Origin of the sequence: Spirillospora sp. NPDC052269 (assembly GCF_040679435.1) — a bacterium.
Taxonomy (GTDB): domain Bacteria; phylum Actinomycetota; class Actinomycetes; order Streptosporangiales; family Streptosporangiaceae; genus Spirillospora.
In genome coordinates, this window is sequence record NZ_JBFAUU010000006.1 from 346,722 (window position 1) to 365,069 (window position 18,348).

At 70.9% G+C, this 18,348-nt stretch carries 14 protein-coding genes; 7 read left to right on the plus strand and 7 right to left on the minus strand.

Translation table 11 applies throughout. The features are described from left to right. Positions 1-531 precede the first annotated feature (531 nt). Positions 532-858: a hypothetical protein gene (locus tag AB0L06_RS15455; protein WP_500231637.1), complete on the plus strand. Its 327-nt coding sequence runs from the start codon at positions 532-534 to the stop codon at positions 856-858. A gap of 50 nt (positions 859-908) precedes the next feature. Here AB0L06_RS15455 and AB0L06_RS15460 read toward each other — a convergent pair whose 3' ends face one another. Continuing rightward, the gene (locus tag AB0L06_RS15460; RefSeq protein ID WP_500231638.1) at positions 909-1,550 is read right to left on the minus strand and encodes a ComEA family DNA-binding protein; all 642 of its coding nucleotides are present in this window, start codon (positions 1,548-1,550) and stop codon (positions 909-911) included. A gap of 778 nt (positions 1,551-2,328) precedes the next feature. Between AB0L06_RS15460 and AB0L06_RS15465 the strand changes: the two genes are divergently transcribed. Next, positions 2,329-2,688 carry a hypothetical protein gene (locus tag AB0L06_RS15465; RefSeq protein ID WP_500231639.1) on the plus strand — a complete coding sequence of 120 codons (360 nt, stop codon included), beginning with the start codon at positions 2,329-2,331 and terminating at the stop codon, positions 2,686-2,688. A gap of 8 nt (positions 2,689-2,696) precedes the next feature. Here AB0L06_RS15465 and AB0L06_RS15470 read toward each other — a convergent pair whose 3' ends face one another. From AB0L06_RS15470 to hflX, 3 genes are all read right to left on the minus strand, one after another. Next, positions 2,697-3,542 carry a DegV family protein gene (locus tag AB0L06_RS15470; protein WP_500231640.1) on the minus strand — a complete coding sequence of 282 codons (846 nt, stop codon included), beginning with the start codon at positions 3,540-3,542 and terminating at the stop codon, positions 2,697-2,699. Between the two features lie 168 nt (positions 3,543-3,710). Then, the gene (gene hutI, locus AB0L06_RS15475) at positions 3,711-4,925 is read right to left on the minus strand and encodes an imidazolonepropionase (RefSeq protein ID WP_500231641.1); all 1,215 of its coding nucleotides are present in this window, start codon (positions 4,923-4,925) and stop codon (positions 3,711-3,713) included. 688 nt (positions 4,926-5,613) lie between these two features. Then, positions 5,614-7,077 (minus strand): GTPase HflX, encoded by a 1,464-nt coding sequence (hflX, locus tag AB0L06_RS15480; protein WP_500231642.1) that lies wholly within the window; start codon positions 7,075-7,077, stop codon positions 5,614-5,616. A gap of 333 nt (positions 7,078-7,410) precedes the next feature. Between hflX and aceB the strand changes: the two genes are divergently transcribed. The 5 genes from aceB to AB0L06_RS15505 all read left to right on the plus strand — a co-directional run bounded on the left by aceB (position 7,411) and on the right by AB0L06_RS15505 (position 13,670). Further along, positions 7,411-9,012 (plus strand): malate synthase A, encoded by a 1,602-nt coding sequence (aceB, locus tag AB0L06_RS15485; protein ID WP_500231643.1) that lies wholly within the window; start codon positions 7,411-7,413, stop codon positions 9,010-9,012. 111 nt (positions 9,013-9,123) lie between these two features. Then, on the plus strand, positions 9,124-10,578 hold the full coding sequence (locus AB0L06_RS15490; protein ID WP_500231644.1) for an FAD-linked oxidase C-terminal domain-containing protein: 1,455 nt from the start codon (positions 9,124-9,126) through the stop codon (positions 10,576-10,578). Beyond that, entirely contained in the window at positions 10,578-11,732 is a 1,155-nt protein-coding gene (locus AB0L06_RS15495; protein WP_500231645.1) for an FAD-binding oxidoreductase, read from the plus strand. Before AB0L06_RS15490 ends, AB0L06_RS15495 begins: the two co-directional genes overlap by 1 nt. Before the next feature lie 3 nt (positions 11,733-11,735). Next, positions 11,736-13,016 (plus strand): (Fe-S)-binding protein, encoded by a 1,281-nt coding sequence (locus tag AB0L06_RS15500; RefSeq protein ID WP_500231646.1) that lies wholly within the window; start codon positions 11,736-11,738, stop codon positions 13,014-13,016. A gap of 357 nt (positions 13,017-13,373) precedes the next feature. After that, a complete protein-coding gene (locus AB0L06_RS15505; RefSeq protein ID WP_500231647.1) occupies positions 13,374-13,670 on the plus strand; it encodes a hypothetical protein in 297 nt (98 codons plus the stop codon). Here the strand turns inward: AB0L06_RS15505 and AB0L06_RS15510 are convergent. From AB0L06_RS15510 to AB0L06_RS15520, 3 genes are read right to left on the minus strand one after another with little or no spacing between them, the layout of a single operon-like run. Then, entirely contained in the window at positions 13,667-15,352 is a 1,686-nt protein-coding gene (locus tag AB0L06_RS15510) for an ABC transporter family substrate-binding protein (protein WP_500231648.1), read from the minus strand. The two genes, AB0L06_RS15505 and AB0L06_RS15510, sit on opposite strands and share 4 nt — an antisense overlap. After that, the gene (locus AB0L06_RS15515; RefSeq protein ID WP_500231649.1) at positions 15,349-17,421 is read right to left on the minus strand and encodes a dipeptide ABC transporter ATP-binding protein; all 2,073 of its coding nucleotides are present in this window, start codon (positions 17,419-17,421) and stop codon (positions 15,349-15,351) included. Before AB0L06_RS15515 ends, AB0L06_RS15510 begins: the two co-directional genes overlap by 4 nt. Next, complete coding sequence (locus AB0L06_RS15520; protein ID WP_500231650.1) at positions 17,418-18,344, minus strand: ABC transporter permease; 927 nt, start codon at positions 18,342-18,344, stop codon at positions 17,418-17,420. The genes AB0L06_RS15515 and AB0L06_RS15520 overlap by 4 nt, the downstream gene beginning before the upstream one ends. Positions 18,345-18,348 lie beyond the last annotated feature (4 nt).

Here is an 18,348-nt window from a genome sequence, read left to right on the forward strand (position 1 = left end):
CGCAAAGGTCCACGCGAACGCGAAGGTCCACGCGAACGCGAAGGTCCACGCGAACGCGGAGCATTCTGCGGACACGGGCTGTGCACCCGCGGGCCCCTGCACAGACGCAGACTCCTGCGCAAACGCAGGCACTTCAGCGAAGGCGGGCCCCTGCTCGGCCCCGGACCCTAGTGCGGGCGCGGGGGCCTCTACAGACGCAGGGGCTTGCACAGACGCGGAGCTCCGCCGGGACACTGGGGCCTGCGCGGGTGCGAGGGACCGTGCAGGCGGCAGGTCCCCCTCGGATGGCCTCATTCCAACCTTCACGGTTCGTCTTCCTCGGTGGGTGGTTCGGGTTCTCAGTGGTTGGGCCAGAAGCCTCGTTGGTGGCGGAGTGAAGCTGTGTGGCGGAACGCGTGACAGCCCCTTCGTGGTGGGGCTGACCTCGTTCGTGCGGTCAGGTGTGCGCAATGGGTCGAGCTGGGTTCATACGCGATCGGGCTTGGCTCAAGCGCGTGATCAGACCCGAGCCTGGGCGATCAGCACCCGAGCGTGAGCCCCATCGAGGCAGACAGGTGGCTCTGCCTGGACGTGGCCGGCTTGCCGGTCACAGATGCCCAGCTGCCCCCACCACAGCCCGCCAGGCTGGCAGGGGCACCCACGATTGACCGGCCGGTCCTCCAGGGCGAGGCCGAGGTCATCCTGCGTCCAAGCCCGAAGCCGCCCTGCCGGTCCGATCGGGATCACCCCGTCCTCCACGAACAGGGACAGCTCGTTGGCCTGGCCGAAGACGACGTATCGATCAGCGACGAAGTCATCCTGCTGGTCTGCTCCGTCGGCCTGGACGAGGTGTTCTGGCTCTCTTGGTCGGGAGCGTGACGGGCCTACAGCGGGTGGGTGTGGTCGGTTGTGGGCGGGGTCGGTCGTGGTCAGCCGGGGGCGTTGAGCAGGGGTTTGAGGTCTGTCAGGCGGCGGGCTCCTATGCCGGGGACCTCCTGGAGTTGGTCGACGCTGCGGAACGGGCCGTGCTGGGTGCGGTAGTCGATGATGCGGCGGGCCAGGACGGGGCCCACTCCAGGGAGTTGGTCGAGTTGTTCGGCCGTCGCGGTGTTCAGGTCGAGCGGGGCTCCGGGGGACGTGCCGGACGGCGAGCCCGGCATGGTTCCGCCGGGTGGGGCCGGGCCCTGGCCGGGTGGGGGCGCGGGTGGGTGGATCCCGACGGCGATCTGCTCGCCGTCCATGAGCTTGCGGGCGAGGTTCAGTGCGCCGGTGTCGGTGCCGGGGCGGACGCCTCCGGCGGCGTTGAGGGCGTCCGCCACGCGTGATCCTGTGGCGAGGGTCAGGACGCCCGGGCGGCGGACCTTGCCGATCACTTGGACGACCAGTTGCGGCCCGCCACTGGGCCCGGCGGAGGCGTGGCTGCTCGTGTCACTCGCCGACACCGACAAGGACGGGGAAGCTCCGGCGGATGCCGTCACAGGCTCGGGACGTGGGCGTGCCATCCAGAGGTAGCCGACCGCGACCAGCACCGCGACGGCCCCAACGATCATCAGGGCACGGACCCCGCCCATGCCGGGATCCAGGCGATCACGTTCGAGCAGGCCCCGGACGCGCCCCAGAAGTCGCGTGCCGAGGGGCTCGGCGCGTTGGTCAGGGCCCTGGTGATCATGCTGCGGCGTCCGTGGGGCGGACGGTGAATCCGTTCCGGACAGGCGCCGCTTCGGCTTCCTCGGTGCCGCGTCCGGAGGTAGGGCGATGTCCAGTGGGCGTTCGAGGCGAGGCGCCGGTCTCGTGTCGCGTTCCTGCTGCACGCCGGCTTCTGGGTGCGCCCAGCTCTCGAAGCGGGCGGTCGCTTCGGCATCCACCCGCGCGGAGGGGCGTCTCCCCTCGCCGACATGAGCCTGCGCAGCGAAACGCGATCCCTCACCGGTATGAGCCTGCGCGGCGAAACGCGATCCCTCGCCAAGGTACGTCTGCGCTGCGGGACGCGCCCGTTCGTCGCCGTGGGGCCCTGTGGTGGGTTGCGAACGGCGTTCCGGACGAAGACTCGCCTCGCGCTCGGCGCTCGCATCCAGTAAGGAGGCGGCCTCGGGCCCTGCCAGGCCGTTCGAAGGCCCGGCGTCCGGCATGGAAAAGACGGGACGGGCGGGGGCCGAGCGAAAGTGGGCGGCCGGTGGGGCCGTTGAGTTGAGAATGTCCATGCATAGGACGCTAGAAGACCCGAAGCACCGGTTGAAAGCGCAGCGGCCAACTGTGGATAACTTCCGTTCTCGCAGGTGAGAGAGTCGATTCCGAGCCGCAAATCGAGATCACCGGTAACTGTGGGCGGTGATCGGTAGATTGCCGGGCGTGATCCGGACGGCGGAGATTGTCGCGATCGTTCTCGTCGGCATACCGTCGGCGGATTCCAGGCGAAGCGAGGTGATCAACCAGGGAACTCCAGCATGGCGTGCGGGTTTCTCCGGCGCCGCCACCGAGATCACCGCCCCTCCACCCCGCCGGGAAGGAGGGATCGTTCTCGCCTTCTTCTCGTTCTCCGGGCCTCGGAACCCCTATGCGCGATGCAGCGCATTGTTCGAGGTCAAGCACGTCGAGAAGGGCGATATTCCGGCTTGGCCGATGCCCGCCCCCATTCGCCCCGGCACCAAGACCGGCCTCGAATACAAGGCAGGATGGATCGAGCGCTGCCTCCGGGACCGGCCCAGGTAGCGCCTGCCTCAGGGCAGCGGCGCGACCACCACACCCAGCATCCCCGGGCCGACGTGCGCGCCGATGACCGGGCCGACTTCTCCGATGTGGACGTCCGCGACCTTCGGGACGCGCTTCCGGAGATCGGCGGCGAGCGTCTCGGCCCGGGCGGGCGCGTCGAGGTGCTGGATCCCCAGGTCCACGGGGCGGTCGGCGGCTTCGGCCACGGCGAGGTCGGCCAGCCGGGCCAGTGCCCGCGAGGTCGTGCGCACCTTCTCCAGCGGCGTGACGCGTCCCGACGAGATGTCCAGCAGGGGTTTCACCATGAGCGCCGAGCCCAGCAGGTTCGCGGCGGCGCCGATGCGTCCGCCGCGCCTCAGGTGTTCCAGGTTGTCGACGTAGAAGAGTGACCGCGTCAGCGCGGCACGGCGTTCGGCGGCCGCCACGACCTCGGCGGGTGTGCCGCCGCCCAGTGCCCTGGAGACCGCGGACAGGACCGCGAACCCCAGCCCCATGCCGATGGTGCCCGAGTCGACCACGTGGACGGGCACCGGCGAGCCCGCGGCGGCGAGGCGCGCGGCCTCGACCGTCCCCGACATCGAGGCCGACAAATGCACCGAGACGACGGCGGACGCGCCGGCCTCCGCGGCGGACGCGTACGCCGCGGCGAAGCGTTCCGGGGACGGCCTGGACGTCGTGACCGGGTGCCGTTCGCGCAGCGCACGCGCGGTTTCGGCGGCCGTGGTCGCGTCCTCGTCACGGACGTCTCCGCCGACCGCGAGCCGCAGCGGGACGACCGTGATCGCGCGCGGGTCGGCGAGGTCCGGGGGGAGGAAGGACGAGGAGTCCGTGACGACCGCTACCGCACTGCCCATGGGTGAGGCTACTCCCGGGTGACCAAGACGGGTGACCGAGTTGTATCGGTCTGTGACGGTCCCGTGAACCAAAGAGCATCACGCCCGAAGGGGCGACATCCCCGAGTGCGGTCCACGTCCGGGCCGGCCGGAGACGGTGGGCCGCCCCGGGGTCGGCCCGGGACGGCGTCAGGGCTGGACGGGAACGCCGCCGCGCCAGACGCGGAGCGCGCGGAGGCCGAAGGCCCAGGCGAAGGCGCCCTCGTGGTCGGCGTCCCAGAGGACGAGGTCGGCGAGCATGCCAGGGGCGAGGGAACCGCGGTCGCCGACGCGGAGCGCGGCGGCCCCGCCGAGGGTGGCGGCGCGGAGGGCCTCGGTGACCGACAGGCCGTACATGGCGACGGCGAGGCCGATGACCAGCGGCATGGACGTGATACCGCACTGCCCGGGGTTGTGGTCGGTGCCGAGCGCGACGGTGACGCCGCGGTCGAGCATCGAGCGCACGGGGGCGGCCGGACGGGACGAGTTCAGCGCGCTGCCGGGGCAGACCGTCGCGGTCACGCCCGCGTGCGCGAGGGCCTTCACGTCGTCGTCGTTGGCCTGGGTGAGCAGGTCGGCGGACGCGCAGCCGACCTCGGCGGCGACCTGCGCCGCGCCGACGCGCTCGTTGGCGCAGGCGTGCATGCGCGCCTTGAGGCCGTTGCGCTTGCCGGTCAGCAGCAGGATGCGGGCCTCTTCGGCGGTGAAGTGGCCCTCGTCGCAGTAGACGTCGATGGAGTCGGCGCCCGCGACGGCGGCGTCGCCGGCCCACTGCCGGACGGCCTCGATGTAGTCGCGGCGACGGCCGAAGTACTCGGGCGGCAGGATGTGCGCGGCGAGGAAGGTCGCGTGGATGCGCGGCATGGACGGCTCGGACTCCAGCGACCGCAGCATCCGGATGTCGGCGAGCTCGCCGTCGCGGGTGAGGTGGTAGCCGGTCTTGGCCTCGACGGTCGTGGTGCCGGCGAGGATCCACTGGCGCAACCGCTCGCGGACGCCGTTGCACAGCGTCCAGGGGTCGGTGCCGCGGGTCACGGTGACGGTGGAGTTGACGCCGCCGCCGGCCGCCGCGATGGCCGAGTGGGACGAGCCGCTGGTGCGCATCGCGAGCTCGGCCCAGCGGTTGCCCGCGTAGACCGGGTGCGCGTGGGCGTCGATGAGGCCGGGCGTGACCAGGCCGCCGCCGAGGTTCTCGACGTGGTCGACGTCGACGATGTCGTCGATGATGCCGGGCACGCTCTGCGGCAGATCGGAGGCCGGACCCGCCCACACGATGCGGTCGTCGTGGATCAGGACGGCGGCGTTGCTGCAGACGTCGGTGCCCGTCCAGAGACGTCCGATGTTGGTGAGCAGCCTGACCGTCACGGGGTCACCGCCCGGTGGGGGTGGGAACGCCGCGCGGCGTGGGGTATGACGCCATGGACTGGGCCACCTGCTCTCGATACGGAACGCCGACTGGGTGCCGGCGGTTCACCACTGGGGGAATGGGTGATCGAATGATCACCTTGAGCAACGAGACCGGAGATATCGGTTTCGTCACGGTAGTGCACTGAAGGCCCGGCGGACAACCTTCGCCCGGCCAACGCCGCGCGCCGCCGGAAAGTTCCCGGACGGTGAAGGCGTCCCTGGGCGTCGGACCAGGCAGAACACGACCGACATCCGGCCATAACCCGCCCAACGTCCAATAAACCGCCAAATACCGGGACACACCGCATCGACGCCATCACCCCACCCTTAGTCCTACGACCGTACGGATTCCGGCAGACCCGTCAAGCGGAATGGAGAAGCTGTCACCTTACGGCGACGACCGCACGTCCGGAAACGATCAGAGAACGGGTGCGGCCGCACGATCGTGCGGCCGCACCCGTTCTCTTCGCGTCTGTGCTCCCCGCAGCTTTCCCTGAACGCATGCCGGGTCGCAATTACACGCGCCCGCGCGTCGCCGCACGTCCCCTGGACCTGCCGGAGAACCTTCGCGACGTCCAGGAAACGTTCAGCTACTCCAGGCAACATTCAGGAAACCGAGCGGAAACGCGTGCCAACCTGAGCGGGCTCAGGACGTCGCGGTGACCGGATCCTCATACCGGGCGAGTTCGCCGGCCAGGTCCTCCGGGACGCGGGCCAGCATGACGGTGCCCGCGGCCTCGTGCTCCTGCTTGAGGACCTCGCCGCGGTCGTGGATCGCGGCCACCAGGTCGCCCCGCTCGTACGGGAGCAGGACGCGGACCTCGTGCGCGAGCATGGGGAGGGCGGCCTCGATCGCGGCCCGCAGGTCGTCGATGCCCTGGCCGGTGCGGGCCGAGACGACGACGCTGTGCGGCTCGCGCCGGCGCAGCCGGGCGATGGCGAGCGGGTCGGCCGCGTCCGCCTTGTTGATCACGATGAGCTCGGGCAGCGAGTCGGCGCCGATCTCGCGGAAGACCTCGCGGACGGAGTCGATCTGCCGCTCGGGGTCCGGGTCGGAGCCGTCCACGACGTGCACGACCAGGTGCGCGTCGGTGACCTCCTCCAGGGTGGACCGGAACGCCTCGACGAGCTGGTGCGGCAGGTGCCGGACGAACCCGACGGTGTCGGCCAGCGTGTGCGCGCGTCCGGACGGCGTGGTGGCGCGCCGGACGGTCGGGTCCAGGGTGGCGAACAGCGCGTCCTCCACCAGCACGCCCGCGCCGGTGAGCCGGTTCAGCAGGGAGGACTTGCCCGCGTTGGTGTAGCCGGCGATGGCGACGGCGGGCACCATGTTGCGGCGGCGCTCGCCGCGCTTGGTGTCACGGGCCTTGCCCATCTCGGCGATCTGGCGGCGCAGCTTGGCCATCCGGGTGCGGATCCGGCGCCGGTCCAGCTCGATCTTGGTCTCACCGGGGCCGCGGCCGCCGATGCCGACGCCGCCCGCGGCGCGCCCGCCGACCTGCCGGGACAGGTTGCCGCCCCAGCCGCGCAGGCGCGGGAGCAGGTAGTTCAGCTGGGCGAGCTCGACCTGGGCCTTGCCCTCGCGGCTCTTGGCGTGCTGGGCGAAGATGTCGAGGATCAGCGCGGTCCGGTCGATGACCTTGACCTGGACGATCTCCTCCAGGTGCCGCAGCTGGCTCGGCGCGAGCTCGCCGTCGCAGATCACGGTGTCGGCGCCGGTGGAGATCACGACGTCGCGCAGCTCCTCGGCCTTGCCGGAGCCGATGTAGGTCGCCGCGTCCGGCCGGGTGCGGCGCTGGGTGAGGCCCTCCAGGACCTGCGACCCGGCGGTCTCGGCGAGCAGCGCGAGCTCGCGGAGCGAGATCTCGGCGTCCTCGGCGGTGCCCTCGGTCCAGACGCCGACCAGGACGACCCGCTCCAGCCGGAGCTGGCGGTACTCGACCTCGGTGACGTCTTCGAGTTCGGTGGACAGTCCTGTGACGCGGCGCAGCGCGCGGCGCTCCTCGAGGTCGAGCTCACCGGTCATGGGCTCGTCCCCGTCGAAGCCGTCGAGGCCGCCGAAGTCGTCCAGGACGTCGTCGGTGCGGTGTTCTGAGAAACGTTGAGTCATATGCCCTCTGTCAAACGCCGTGGGGGCCCGGTCGATTCCCCACGACGGCTCGTACCCGCGCTACACCGTGGCATCCCCGCGATGTCCGCCCCTTCTGGACGGTCCCGAGGTCGCCCGCGGTCGTCCCGGACGGTTCCCCGAGATCGTCCCACGCGCGCCTGGGCAGGTCACCCGATTATCCCGGCCCTTCCGAGGGGAGTTCCCCAGGAACGCCCCCGCTTTGACCCGGATCCGTACCGGCGAGTAGCGTTCTCCACAGAACAGAACCGGAATTTCGCTAGACGAAATTCGCACGCGCACCACGAAGCGGCACAACGAAGGAAGGGCGGGCACATGACCGACGGTGTCGAGGTCCGGGGACCTCTGGGCGAGCGCTACGACGAGATCCTCACCCCCGAGGCGCTCGGCCTGCTCGCCACGCTCCAGCGCGAGTTCGGCGCGCGCCGCAAGGAGCTGCTGCAGGCCCGTGAGGAGCGCCAGGAGCGCCTGTCGGCGGGCGGCACGCTGGACTTCCTGCCGGAGACGGCCGAGGTCCGCACGGACGATTCCTGGCGCGTCGCCGAGCCCGCGCCGGGCCTGCGGGACCGCCGGGTCGAGATCACCGGCCCGACCGACCGGAAGATGACGATCAACGCGCTGAACTCGGGCGCGAAGGTGTGGCTGGCCGACTTCGAGGACGCCAACACGCCGCTGTGGACGAACATGATCGAGGGCCAGCTGAACCTGCGGGACGCCCTCGACCGCACGATCGACTTCACCGACGCCAAGAGCGGCAAGTCCTACGGACTCAAGGACGACGAGGAGCTCGCCACCATCGTCGTGCGCCCGCGCGGGTGGCACATGGAGGAGAAGCATCTGCTGGTGGACGGCGAGCCGATGTCCGGCTCCCTGTTCGACTTCGGCTTGTACTTCTTCCACTGCGCGCGCCGCCAGCTGGCCAAGGGCAAGGGCCCGTACTTCTACCTGCCGAAGATGGAGTCGCACCTGGAGGCGCGCCTCTGGAACGACGTCTTCAACCTGGCCCAGGACACCCTGGAGATCCCGCGGGGCACGATCCGCGCGACCGTCCTGATCGAGACCATCCCGGCCGCGTTCGAGATGGAGGAGATCCTCTACGAGCTGCGCGACCACTCCGCCGGGCTGAACGCGGGCCGCTGGGACTACCTGTTCAGCGTGATCAAGAAGTTCCGGGACCGGGGCGCCGACTACGTCCTGCCGGAGCGGAACGCGATCACGATGACCGCGCCCTTCATGCGCGCGTACACCGAGCAGCTCGTCCGCACGTGCCACAAGCGCGGCGCGCACGCGATCGGCGGTATGGCCGCGTTCATCCCGTCCCGCAAGGACGCCGAGGTCAACAAGGTCGCTCTGGAGAAGGTCCGGGCGGACAAGACGCGCGAGTCGGGCGACGGCTTCGACGGTTCCTGGGTCGCGCACCCGGACCTGGTGCCGGTCTGCCGCGAGGTGTTCGACGGCGTCCTCGGCGACAAGCCGAACCAGCGCGACCGGCTCCGCGAGGACGTCAAGGTCTCGGCGTCCGACCTGCTGAACTTCAAGGCGACGCCGGGCGACATCACCGAGGCGGGCCTGCGCAACAACATCGACGTGGCGCTGCGCTACCTCGCGACCTGGCTGAACGGCTCGGGCGCGGTCGCGATCCACAACCTGATGGAGGACGCGGCGACCGCCGAGATCTCCCGGTCGCAGGTGTGGCAGTGGATCCGCAACGGCGTGATCCTCAAGGACGGCCCGACCGTCACCCGCGAGCTGGTCGAGCGCCTGCTGGACGAGGAGATGGACGGGATCCGCGCCGAACTGGGCGACGCCTTCAACGAGCCCCGTTACAACGAGGCCCTGGCGCTGTTCAAGGAGGTCACCCTCGCGGACGAGTACTCCGAGTTCCTGACCACTCCGGCCTACATCCACTTCCCGTAGGCGTACATCCGCTTCCCGAAAGGGAAGGACTCCCGCAAGATCATGGGCGCGGTGGCCCCGGCTCGTCATGGACGGCCAGGGCCGCCGTGCCCCTCGCCCTAGGGAGACGGCATGGCAGACACTCTGCGGGCCCTGGCCGAACGCTGTACCCGCGTTCTCGGTCCTGAGTCGGTCATCACCGATCCCGTGCGATTGCGCACGTACGAGTGCGACGGGCTGACGTCCCACCGTGCCTCTCCCGGGCTGGTCGTCCTGCCTGAGACGGCCGAGCAGATAGCCGCCATCGTGCGCGCGTGCGCTGAGGCGGGCATCCCCTACGTGGCCCGGGGCTCGGGGACGGGCCTGTCCGGTGGGGCGCTCCCCAGGACGGACGGCGTTCTCATCGTGACGGCGAGAATGCGCCGCATCCTCGATATCGACGTGGCGAACCAGCGCGCGACGGTCGAGCCAGGCGTGATCAACCTGGACGTGACCCGAGCCGCGCGCCCGCACGGCTATTACTTCGCGCCCGACCCGTCCAGCCAGCAGATCTGCTCGGTCGGCGGGAACGTGGCGGAGAACTCGGGCGGCGCGCACTGCCTGAAGTACGGGTTCACCGCGCACCACATCCTGGCCTGCGAGATCGTCACCCCGGACGGCGAGATCGTGGAGCTGTCCCGGGACGATCCGGGCTTCGACCTGCTGGGCGTGTTCGTCGGCTCGGAGGGCACGCTCGGCATCACCACCAAGATCACCGTGCGGCTGACCCGGCTGCCGGAGGCCGTCCAGACGCTGCTGGCCGCGTTCGACACGATCGAGCAGGGCGGCGAGGCGGTGTCGGCGATCATCGCGGCCGGGGTCGTGCCCGCGGCGATCGAGATGATGGACGCGCTGTCCATCGAGGCCGCGGAGGCGGCCGTGGCCTGCGGCTATCCGGACGGCGCGGGCGCGGTGCTGGTGGTCGAGCTGGACGGCCCGGAGGCGACCGTCGCGCACCAGTTCGCCGAGGTCGGGCGGCTGTGCCGGGACGCGGGCGCGTTCGAGATCCGGGTCGCGGCCGACGACACCGAGCGGGCGCTGATCTGGAAGGGCCGCAAGTCCGCGTTCGCCGCGATGGGCCGGATCAGCCCCGCCTACATCGTCCAGGACGGTGTGATCCCGCGGACGGCGCTCGGCGAGGTGCTGGGACGCATCGACGCGCTGAGCCGGGAGTCCGGCGTGCGTGTGGCGAACGTTTTCCACGCCGGGGACGGCAATCTGCATCCGCTCGTGCTCTTCGACGACGCCGTACCGGGCGCGCAGGAGCGGGCCGAGAAGGTCTCCGGCGCGATCCTCGATCTCTGTATCGAGCATGGGGGCTCCATCACGGGCGAGCACGGCGTGGGTGTGGACAAGGCCCGCTACATGCCGCGCATGTTCAGCGACGAGGACCTCGACACGATGCAGATGGTCCGGTGCGGATTCGACCCGGCGGGGCTGTGCAACCCGGGCAAGGTCTTCCCGACGCCGCGCCTGTGCGGGGAGGTTCCGGGCGTCCGGAAAGGCCCGCACCCGCTGGTCGCCGAGGGAAAGGCGGACCTGTTCTGATGTCGGTTCTGGATGCGTTCGCCAAGGTCTGCCCCGACCTTCGGCCTGGTGAGGTCGCCGATCGGGTCGACGGTCTGGTTCCGGGGGTCGTCGCAGCCCCCGCCAGCCTGAATGAGGCTTCTGCGGTGATGCGGACGGCCGCCGAGCACGGTCTGTCCGTCGTCCCGTCCGGCACCGGGACCAAGCTCGACCACGGCCGTCCGGTCGAACGCTGCGACGTGCTCGTCACCACCCGCAACCTCGACCGGATCATCAGGCACTCCCCCGGCGACCTGACGCTGCACGTCGAGGCCGGATTGACGTTCGAGGCCCTGCGCGCGGCCGAGGCCGGCGGCTGGGGACAGCACCTCGCGCTCGCCCCGCCCGTGAACGGGACGATCGGCGGCGCGATCGCCACGGATGTCGCGGGTCCGGGCCGGTTGCTGCACGGATCCGCCCGCGACCTGCTGATCGGGATCACGGTCGTCCGGGCGGACGGCACGGTCACGCGCTCCGGCGGCAAGGTCGTCAAGAACGTCGCCGGATACGACCTCGGCAAGCTCTACACGGGCTCTCTCGGCACGCTCGGCCTCATCGTGGACGCGACGTTCCGCATGCACCCGGCCGCGCGCGTCGTGCGCGTCGCGGCCACGGTGAAGGATCCAGGACGGGCCGTCCAGGCGGTTCTGCACTCCCAAGTGGTCCCGCGCGCGCTCGAGATCGACCGTCCGGCCGGTTCGGACGAGACGACGGTCGTTGTGGAGGCCGAGACCGAGACCCCTGACGAGACGTCCGCGCGCCTGCGCGAGCTGCTCGGTGGTTCGCCCGCTCCCGAGCCGGACTGGTGGAACAGGCTTCCTGAGGGCGAGCTCCTCGCGGAGATCCGCAGCCTCCCAGCCCAGTTGCCGAACGTCATGGACGCCGCCAAGGGGCTGCCTTTGCGCGGCTCTGCCGGTGCCGGACGCCTCTACACGGCACCCAACGACCTGGAAGCACTGCGTGAAGCGTTGAAACCGGCCGGAGCCCGGGTCGTCCTCGTGCGCGCGGGGCAGGCCGTCCGTGAGTCCGTCGACGTTTGGGGGCCGATGCCGACTCTCCCCCTCATGCGACGAGTGAAGGACCAGTTCGATCCCGATCACCGGCTCTCGCCCGGTCGATTCGCCGAAGGAGTGTGACCCGTGACCCGGCCGGACGAACTCCCAGACTTGCTGAACGACTGCGTCCACTGCGGTTTCTGCCTGCCGACCTGCCCTACCTACGTGCTGTGGGGAGAGGAGATGGACTCGCCTCGCGGGCGCATCCACCTCATGCAGCAGCACGAGGAGGGCGCGCCCCTGGACGACGCCATGGTGCAGCACTTCGACGCGTGCCTGGGGTGCATGGCGTGCGTGACGGCGTGCCCGTCCGGTGTCCAGTACGACCGGCTCATCGAGGTCACCCGGGCCCGGGTCGAGACCGAGCATCCTCGCTCGCGGAGCGAACGAGCGGTCCGTGAGGCGATTTTCCGGCTGTTCCCGTACCCGAATCGACTACGAGCACTCCGAGGCCCGCTACGGGCCTATCAGCGCTCCGGGCTGCCCACCCTGATCAGGCGTAGCGGCGTCCTGGAGCGTCTTTCCCCGACCCTCGCGGCGATGGAACGGCTCGCGCCGCCATCGCAGAAGGCCCCCAGGCTGCCCGAACGGGTGTCCGCGCGCGGCGGGCACCGGGCTACGGTCGGGATGCTCACCGGCTGCGTCCAGCGCGAGTTCTTCCCCGGCGTGAACGCGGCGACCGCACGCGTACTGGCTCTGGAAGGCTGCGACGTGCTCATCCCGCGTCACCAGGGGTGCTGCGGGGCGTTGTCACTGCATTCGGGACGCGACGAGGAGGCCCGCGCGTTCGCGCGTAAGACGGTCGAGACGTTCGAGGGTGTGGACGTCATCGTGGTCAACTCGGCGGGCTGCGGCTCGGCGATGAAGGAGTACGAGACCCTGCTCGCGGACGATCCCGCTTGGTCCGCTCGTGCGCGCGCTCTCTCGGAGAAGACCCGTGACCTGGCCGAATTCCTGGTCGAGCTCGGACCGCGCGCGGAGCGGCACCCCCTGCCGGTGGCCGTCGCCTATCACGACGCCTGTCACCTCGCGCACGCACAGGGGGTGCGGTCGCAGCCGCGTGCGCTGCTGGCGGGCATCCCCGAGCTGACCGTGAAGGAGATCGCGGATCCGGAGATCTGCTGTGGCTCGGCCGGCACCTACAACCTGCTCCAGCCGGACGCGGCGGCGGAACTGGGCGATCGCAAGGCGGCGAACGTCGCCGCCGCCGGCGCGGAGCTCCTCGTCGCCGCGAACCCCGGATGCTCGCTCCAGATCGCCCAGGCCCTGGAACGGCAGGGCACGCCGCTCCCGGTCGCGCACACCGCCCAGGTGCTGGACGCGTCTCTCCGCGGGCACTCCGCCGCAACGTTGCTCACCCGCTGAAACGCGATCACGCTCACCCGGATCCCGGCGTCACCCCCCGCCGGGCCCGGACGCCCCCGGCTCGCCCTCGATGACCGGGACGGGCCGCGACGCCTCGCAGCGGGGGCCTGCCCCCAGCGGCGTCCCGTCCGGTGGCCCCACCCCTGCGGCCGCGCCCAAGGCTGGGCGTGAGCTCAGCTTCACCACGCCCGAGGGCTACGCGGCTACACGCTCGCCGCCATCCGCTCAGGGACCGACAAGCAGCCCCTGCCGGCCGGTCAGCCGCCCAAGGAAGGCGAGACGTACGCCTACGCGGACTACGTCCTGACCAACAGCCAGCGCCGTCCCATACCGCTCGACTTCCCCGCCGACCTGTTCATGCCGCGCGACTCGGTCCCCTCGTCCGCGCGCGAACGGTGCATGCCCCAGCCCGGCGTGCCCGAGAGCATGTGCACTCTGCCGAACCACAGTGAGGTCACCGCCCGCATCGGCGACGCCAAGGCGCCCTTCGTCCAGGACGGCGACACCGTCCTGCCCGCAGGCGGCTCCTACGTCGTGCGGGTCGCGTCCGACCTGCCCGTAAGCGCCGACACCTCGTCGCGCGACCTGCGCCTCTACGTGTGGGACGTCCGGTTCACCAGTGACCGCAAGGGCGTTCAGATCCCGCTCCCCTAGCTCCTGCCGCTGAACCCGATGTCCTCGAAGGCCGGCTCCCAGAATCCGCACGCGCCCAGGTTAGCGAGCCCCGACTTCACAGCGACGACCTGCGGACGCTGGTAGAGGGGCAACACCGTCGCCTCCTGCCAGACCAGCTTGTCGGCCGCGTTGATCAGCCTGCGCGCACGAGCCGTGTCCACCTCGCCTATCGCCCGGTCCATGGCCGAGTCGATCTCGGGCGACCCCACGCGCGCGTAGTTCTGCTGGATGTGGTCGCCCTGCGGACGAGCGAAAACCGACCGCAGCGGAGACAACGGGAAGGCCGTGCCGAGCCAGGAGAACGGCACAATGTCGAAGTTGCCGGGTGCGACGTACTGGTCGAACAGGTCGTCCGTGGGGACGGGCACGATGTCCACGCGCACACCCACGCGCGCGAGCAGCGCACGGGTCAACTCACCCTCGCGCCTACTGACCGCCACACCGGACGGGACGACGAAGCGCAGCGCAAGCGTCCGGCCGTCCTTCACCCGGTGCGCGCCGTGCCGGATCCAGCCGGCCTCGTCCAGAAGCCGCCCGGCACGGTCCGGATCGTAGCGGCCGAGGTCACCCGAGTCGTCCCGATATCCAGCCTGAGTGTTGACGTAGAAGTGGTTCCCCAGCGGACGCGGCGGACGGCCCAGCCCCGCCAGATCGGACCGGACGATCACGTCGCGGTCCACGGCCATGAACAGCGCACGCCGAACCCGCACGTCGGACAGCATCGGCGAGGCCGCGTTGAACGTCAGGTGCCGCCAGTCGGGGCCGCCCGCGCGGCGGATCCGCGCGCCCCTGAGCTCGGCGGCGCGGCGCAGCCCGGCAGGGTCGGTGCCGACGTCCATCAGGTCCACCTCTCCGTTGGCGAACGCGCCCGGCATCGCGCCAGGGTCCAGAGCGCGGAAGACGATCCCGTCCAGCTTGGCGGGCCGCCCCCACCAGCCCGGATCCCGGACGAGCTCGACGGTCTTGGAGGTCTCGTCGATCCGGCGGACGCGGAACGGCCCGGCGGTCACCGGCACGCGGTTCACCCAGCCGTCGTTGAACACGCGCGGGTTCCTGCTGGTCGCGGCCGGATAGAGCGGGCTGAACAGGCTGCGCCAGTCCGCGTAGGGACGGTCGAAGGCGACCTTGACCTCCCGGTCGCTCGAGCCGCGCTGGACCTTCACGATCTCCTTGTAGCCGGTGACGGTCGCGACCTGGAAGCGCGGGTCGCGTCCCGAGAGCGCCCGGGCCTGTGCGGCGAAGTCCGCGTATCCGATGGGCCTGCCGTTCGACCAGTGCGCGCGCGGGTTGATCCGGTAGGTGACGACCTGGCGCGGCTTGGTCGAGGTGACACGCGCCGATTCCAGAAACTCGGGCACGAGATGCGGGACGGCCTTCTCGTCCGCGCGCATGAGGAACGGCATGACGCCCTGCAGGACGAGGGCCACCGTCCCCTTCCCGCCGTTGACGTGGTGAAAGTTGAACTGCGCGGGGAACTCGGGCAACGGCCAACGCAGCGTCCCACCGAAGCGGATGTGGTCGCGCGGCTGGCGGTTCACGTCGTAGGCGGGCGGCTGGCCGTCACCCGCCGACGCCATCGAGGACGAGTAACCCGGCGCGCTGCACCCTGCCGCCACGCACGCCGAAGCGACGACGAGGGTGTTCCAAGGCCGCACGATCATGCGCTGACGCCCAGCGCATAGTGGCAGGCGACCATCCGGTCCGGTTCCCCGTCGACGGCTCGGGACTCGGGATCCTCCTTGTCACAACGCGTCCGCGACTCTTCGGACAGTGCCAGATAGCGCGGGCAACGCTGCCGGAAGCGGCATCCTCGTTCCAAGCGTGGCGCGTCGGGCGGAACGTCCGGCAGCCGAACGCGTCCGCGCTTGCGTTCCAGCACTGGATCGGGGATCGGGACGGCGTCCAGCAGCGCGCAGGTGTACGGGTGCGCAGGAGTTTCGTAGACGTGCTCGACGTCGCCGATCTCTACGATCCGTCCCCGATGCATCACGGCTATCCGGTCGGCCACGCGCCGCACCACAGCCAGGTCGTGCGCGACGAACAGGTACGCCAGCCCTAGCCGGGCCCTCAGCTCCTCAAGCAGATCGATGATTCCGGCCTGCACGGACACATCCAGTGCGGCGACGGGCTCGTCCAACAGGACCAGGCCCGGTTCCAACGCCAGCGCACGAGCGATCGCCACGCGCTGCCTCTGTCCTCCAGAGAGACCATGCGGATGACGGCCTGCGTGCGATGGCTCTAGGCCGACGAGCTTGAGCAGCTCCTGGACGCGATCGGGAATGTGTTCGGTAGGAAAGCCATGGGTGCTCAGCGGTTCGGCGAGGATTCCTGAGACCCGCATCCTGGGATCGAGCGAACTGAACGGGTCCTGGAACACGACCTGGACGTTGCGACGCAGGGCCTTACGTCCCGCGCCGTTCAAACTGGCGGTGTCCTCGCCGAAAACCTCGATCCGACCACCGTGCCGGGTCCGCGCCATCGCGAGGACCTCCATCAGGACGGTCGTCTTGCCGCACCCCGATTCCCCGACCAGCCCCAGCGTCTCGCCCGCGCGGATGTCGAAGGTGACGCCGTCCACCGCTCGTAGGACTCCCGTCCCGCGTCCGAACGGACTCCTGTGCTCGACGTGGAAGCGGTGGAGATCCTTGACGTCCAGGACCGCCTCACGGCTCGTACGTGCGCGCGTGGCGTCGTGCGGGCCGTCCGGTGGGAAGAGCTCAGTGGACGTCAGCGGGAACACGGCGTCCGGGTCGCGCGTCGCGGGGGTGTTGACGCACGCGGCGGCATGTCCGGGACGCCCGACCGGGAGCAGCAGCGGCTCCTCGTCCCTGCAGGCCGAGATGGCGATGGGGCAGCGCGGGGCGAACGGGCAGCCGGGTGGGAGCGCGTTGAGCGGCGGCGGCGCACCGTCGATCGGGACCGGGCGGCCGCCCACGCCGTCCAGGCGGGGCAGCGAGCGCAGCAGCCCGATCGTGTACGGCATCCGGGGCCGCCGGTAGATGTCCTCGACCGGGCCGCTCTCCACCGCCCGGCCCGCGTACATCACCAGCACCCGGTCGGCGAACCCGGCGATCATGCCGAGGTCGTGGGTGATCATCAGGATCGCCGCGCCGGCCGCCTCGCCCGCCGTCCGCAGCACGTCCAGCACCTGCGCCTGGAGCGTCACGTCCAGGGCGGTCGTGGGCTCGTCGGCGACGATCGCGAGCGGGTCGTTGGCGACCGCCATCGCGATCATGACGCGCTGGCGCATGCCGCCGGAGAACTCGTGCGGATGCGCGCGGCAGCGGCGCGCGGCGTCGGGGATGCCGACCAGGTCCAGCAGTTCCACCGCGCGCGCACGAGCCGCGCCCCTGGTCGCCCCAGAATGGATGCGGATCGCCTCCGCGATCTGGTCCCCCACCGCATGCACGGGGGTGAGCGAGGACAGCGGGTCCTGGAACACCATCGCCAGGTCCTTGCCACGGATACGGGACATCTCGCCGTCCGACAGTCCGAGCAGCTCGCGCCCGCGCAGGCGCACCGACCCGGTGACCTTCGTCCGCTCCGGCAGAAGCCCGAGGACGGCCAGGGCGACCGCCGTCTTGCCCGAGCCCGACTCGCCGACCACGCCGAGCACCTGGCCTCGCCCGACCGAGAGGCTCACCCCGCGGACGGCCCGGACGTCCGGCCGGTAGGTGACGCTGAGGTCCCGGACCTCCAGCACGTTCATCCCGATCCCATGCGGGTTCATCCGGCGCTCCCTTCCACGGCGGGTTCCCCTGCGCCGGCCCGCGTGCCGTCCGCCGCGTCCGCACGGCGGGACGGCCCCGAACCGGACGGCTCGGACGCGTCGGACACCGGGCTCAGCTGCGGGTCGAGCACGTCGCGCAGCCCGTCCGCGAGGAGGTTCACCGCCAGCACGATCAGCACGAGCAGCCCGGCGGCGAACCCGAACAGCCACGGGAAGACCGTCGCCGAGCCGCGGCTCTCCGCGATCACCGTGCCGAGCGAGGTGTCCGGCGGCCGCACCCCGAACCCGAAATAGGACAGTCCGGACTCGGCGAGGATCGCGACGCTCACGTTCACCGCCGCGTCCACCAGCAGCAGCGACGCCAGGTGCGGCAGGACGTGCCGGACGATCGTGCGCCCCGCGCCGACGCCCAGGAACCGCGCCGCGAGCACCCACTCGCGCTCGCGCAGCGACACGGTCATGCCGCGCACCATCCGCGCCGTCACCATCCACAGGAACGCTGCGAGCAGCCCCACCAGCGCCTGCCAGCTGCCGCCCAGCGCGGGCGACAGGACCGCCACGACCAGGAAGGACGGCAGGACGAGCAGCAGGTCCACGCCCCACATGAGCGCCCGGTCCGCCCAGCCGCCGAGGTATCCCGCGACGGTCCCGACGACCGCCGCGAGGCCGGTCGACAGCACGGCGACCGACAGGCCGATGATCAGTGACTTCTGCATCCCGCGGAGGGTCAGCGCGAACACGTCCCGGCCGCTCTGCGTGGTCCCGAACCAGTGCTGCGCGGACGGTGGGCTCAGGAACGCCGTGAAGTCGATGTCGTCCCAGCCCCATGGCGACACCAGCGGCCCCGCGAACGCGAGCAGGAACAGCAGGAACAACAGGACCGCCCCCGCGATCGCCCGCCCCCGCCCCGGACGCCCCCGCATCGCG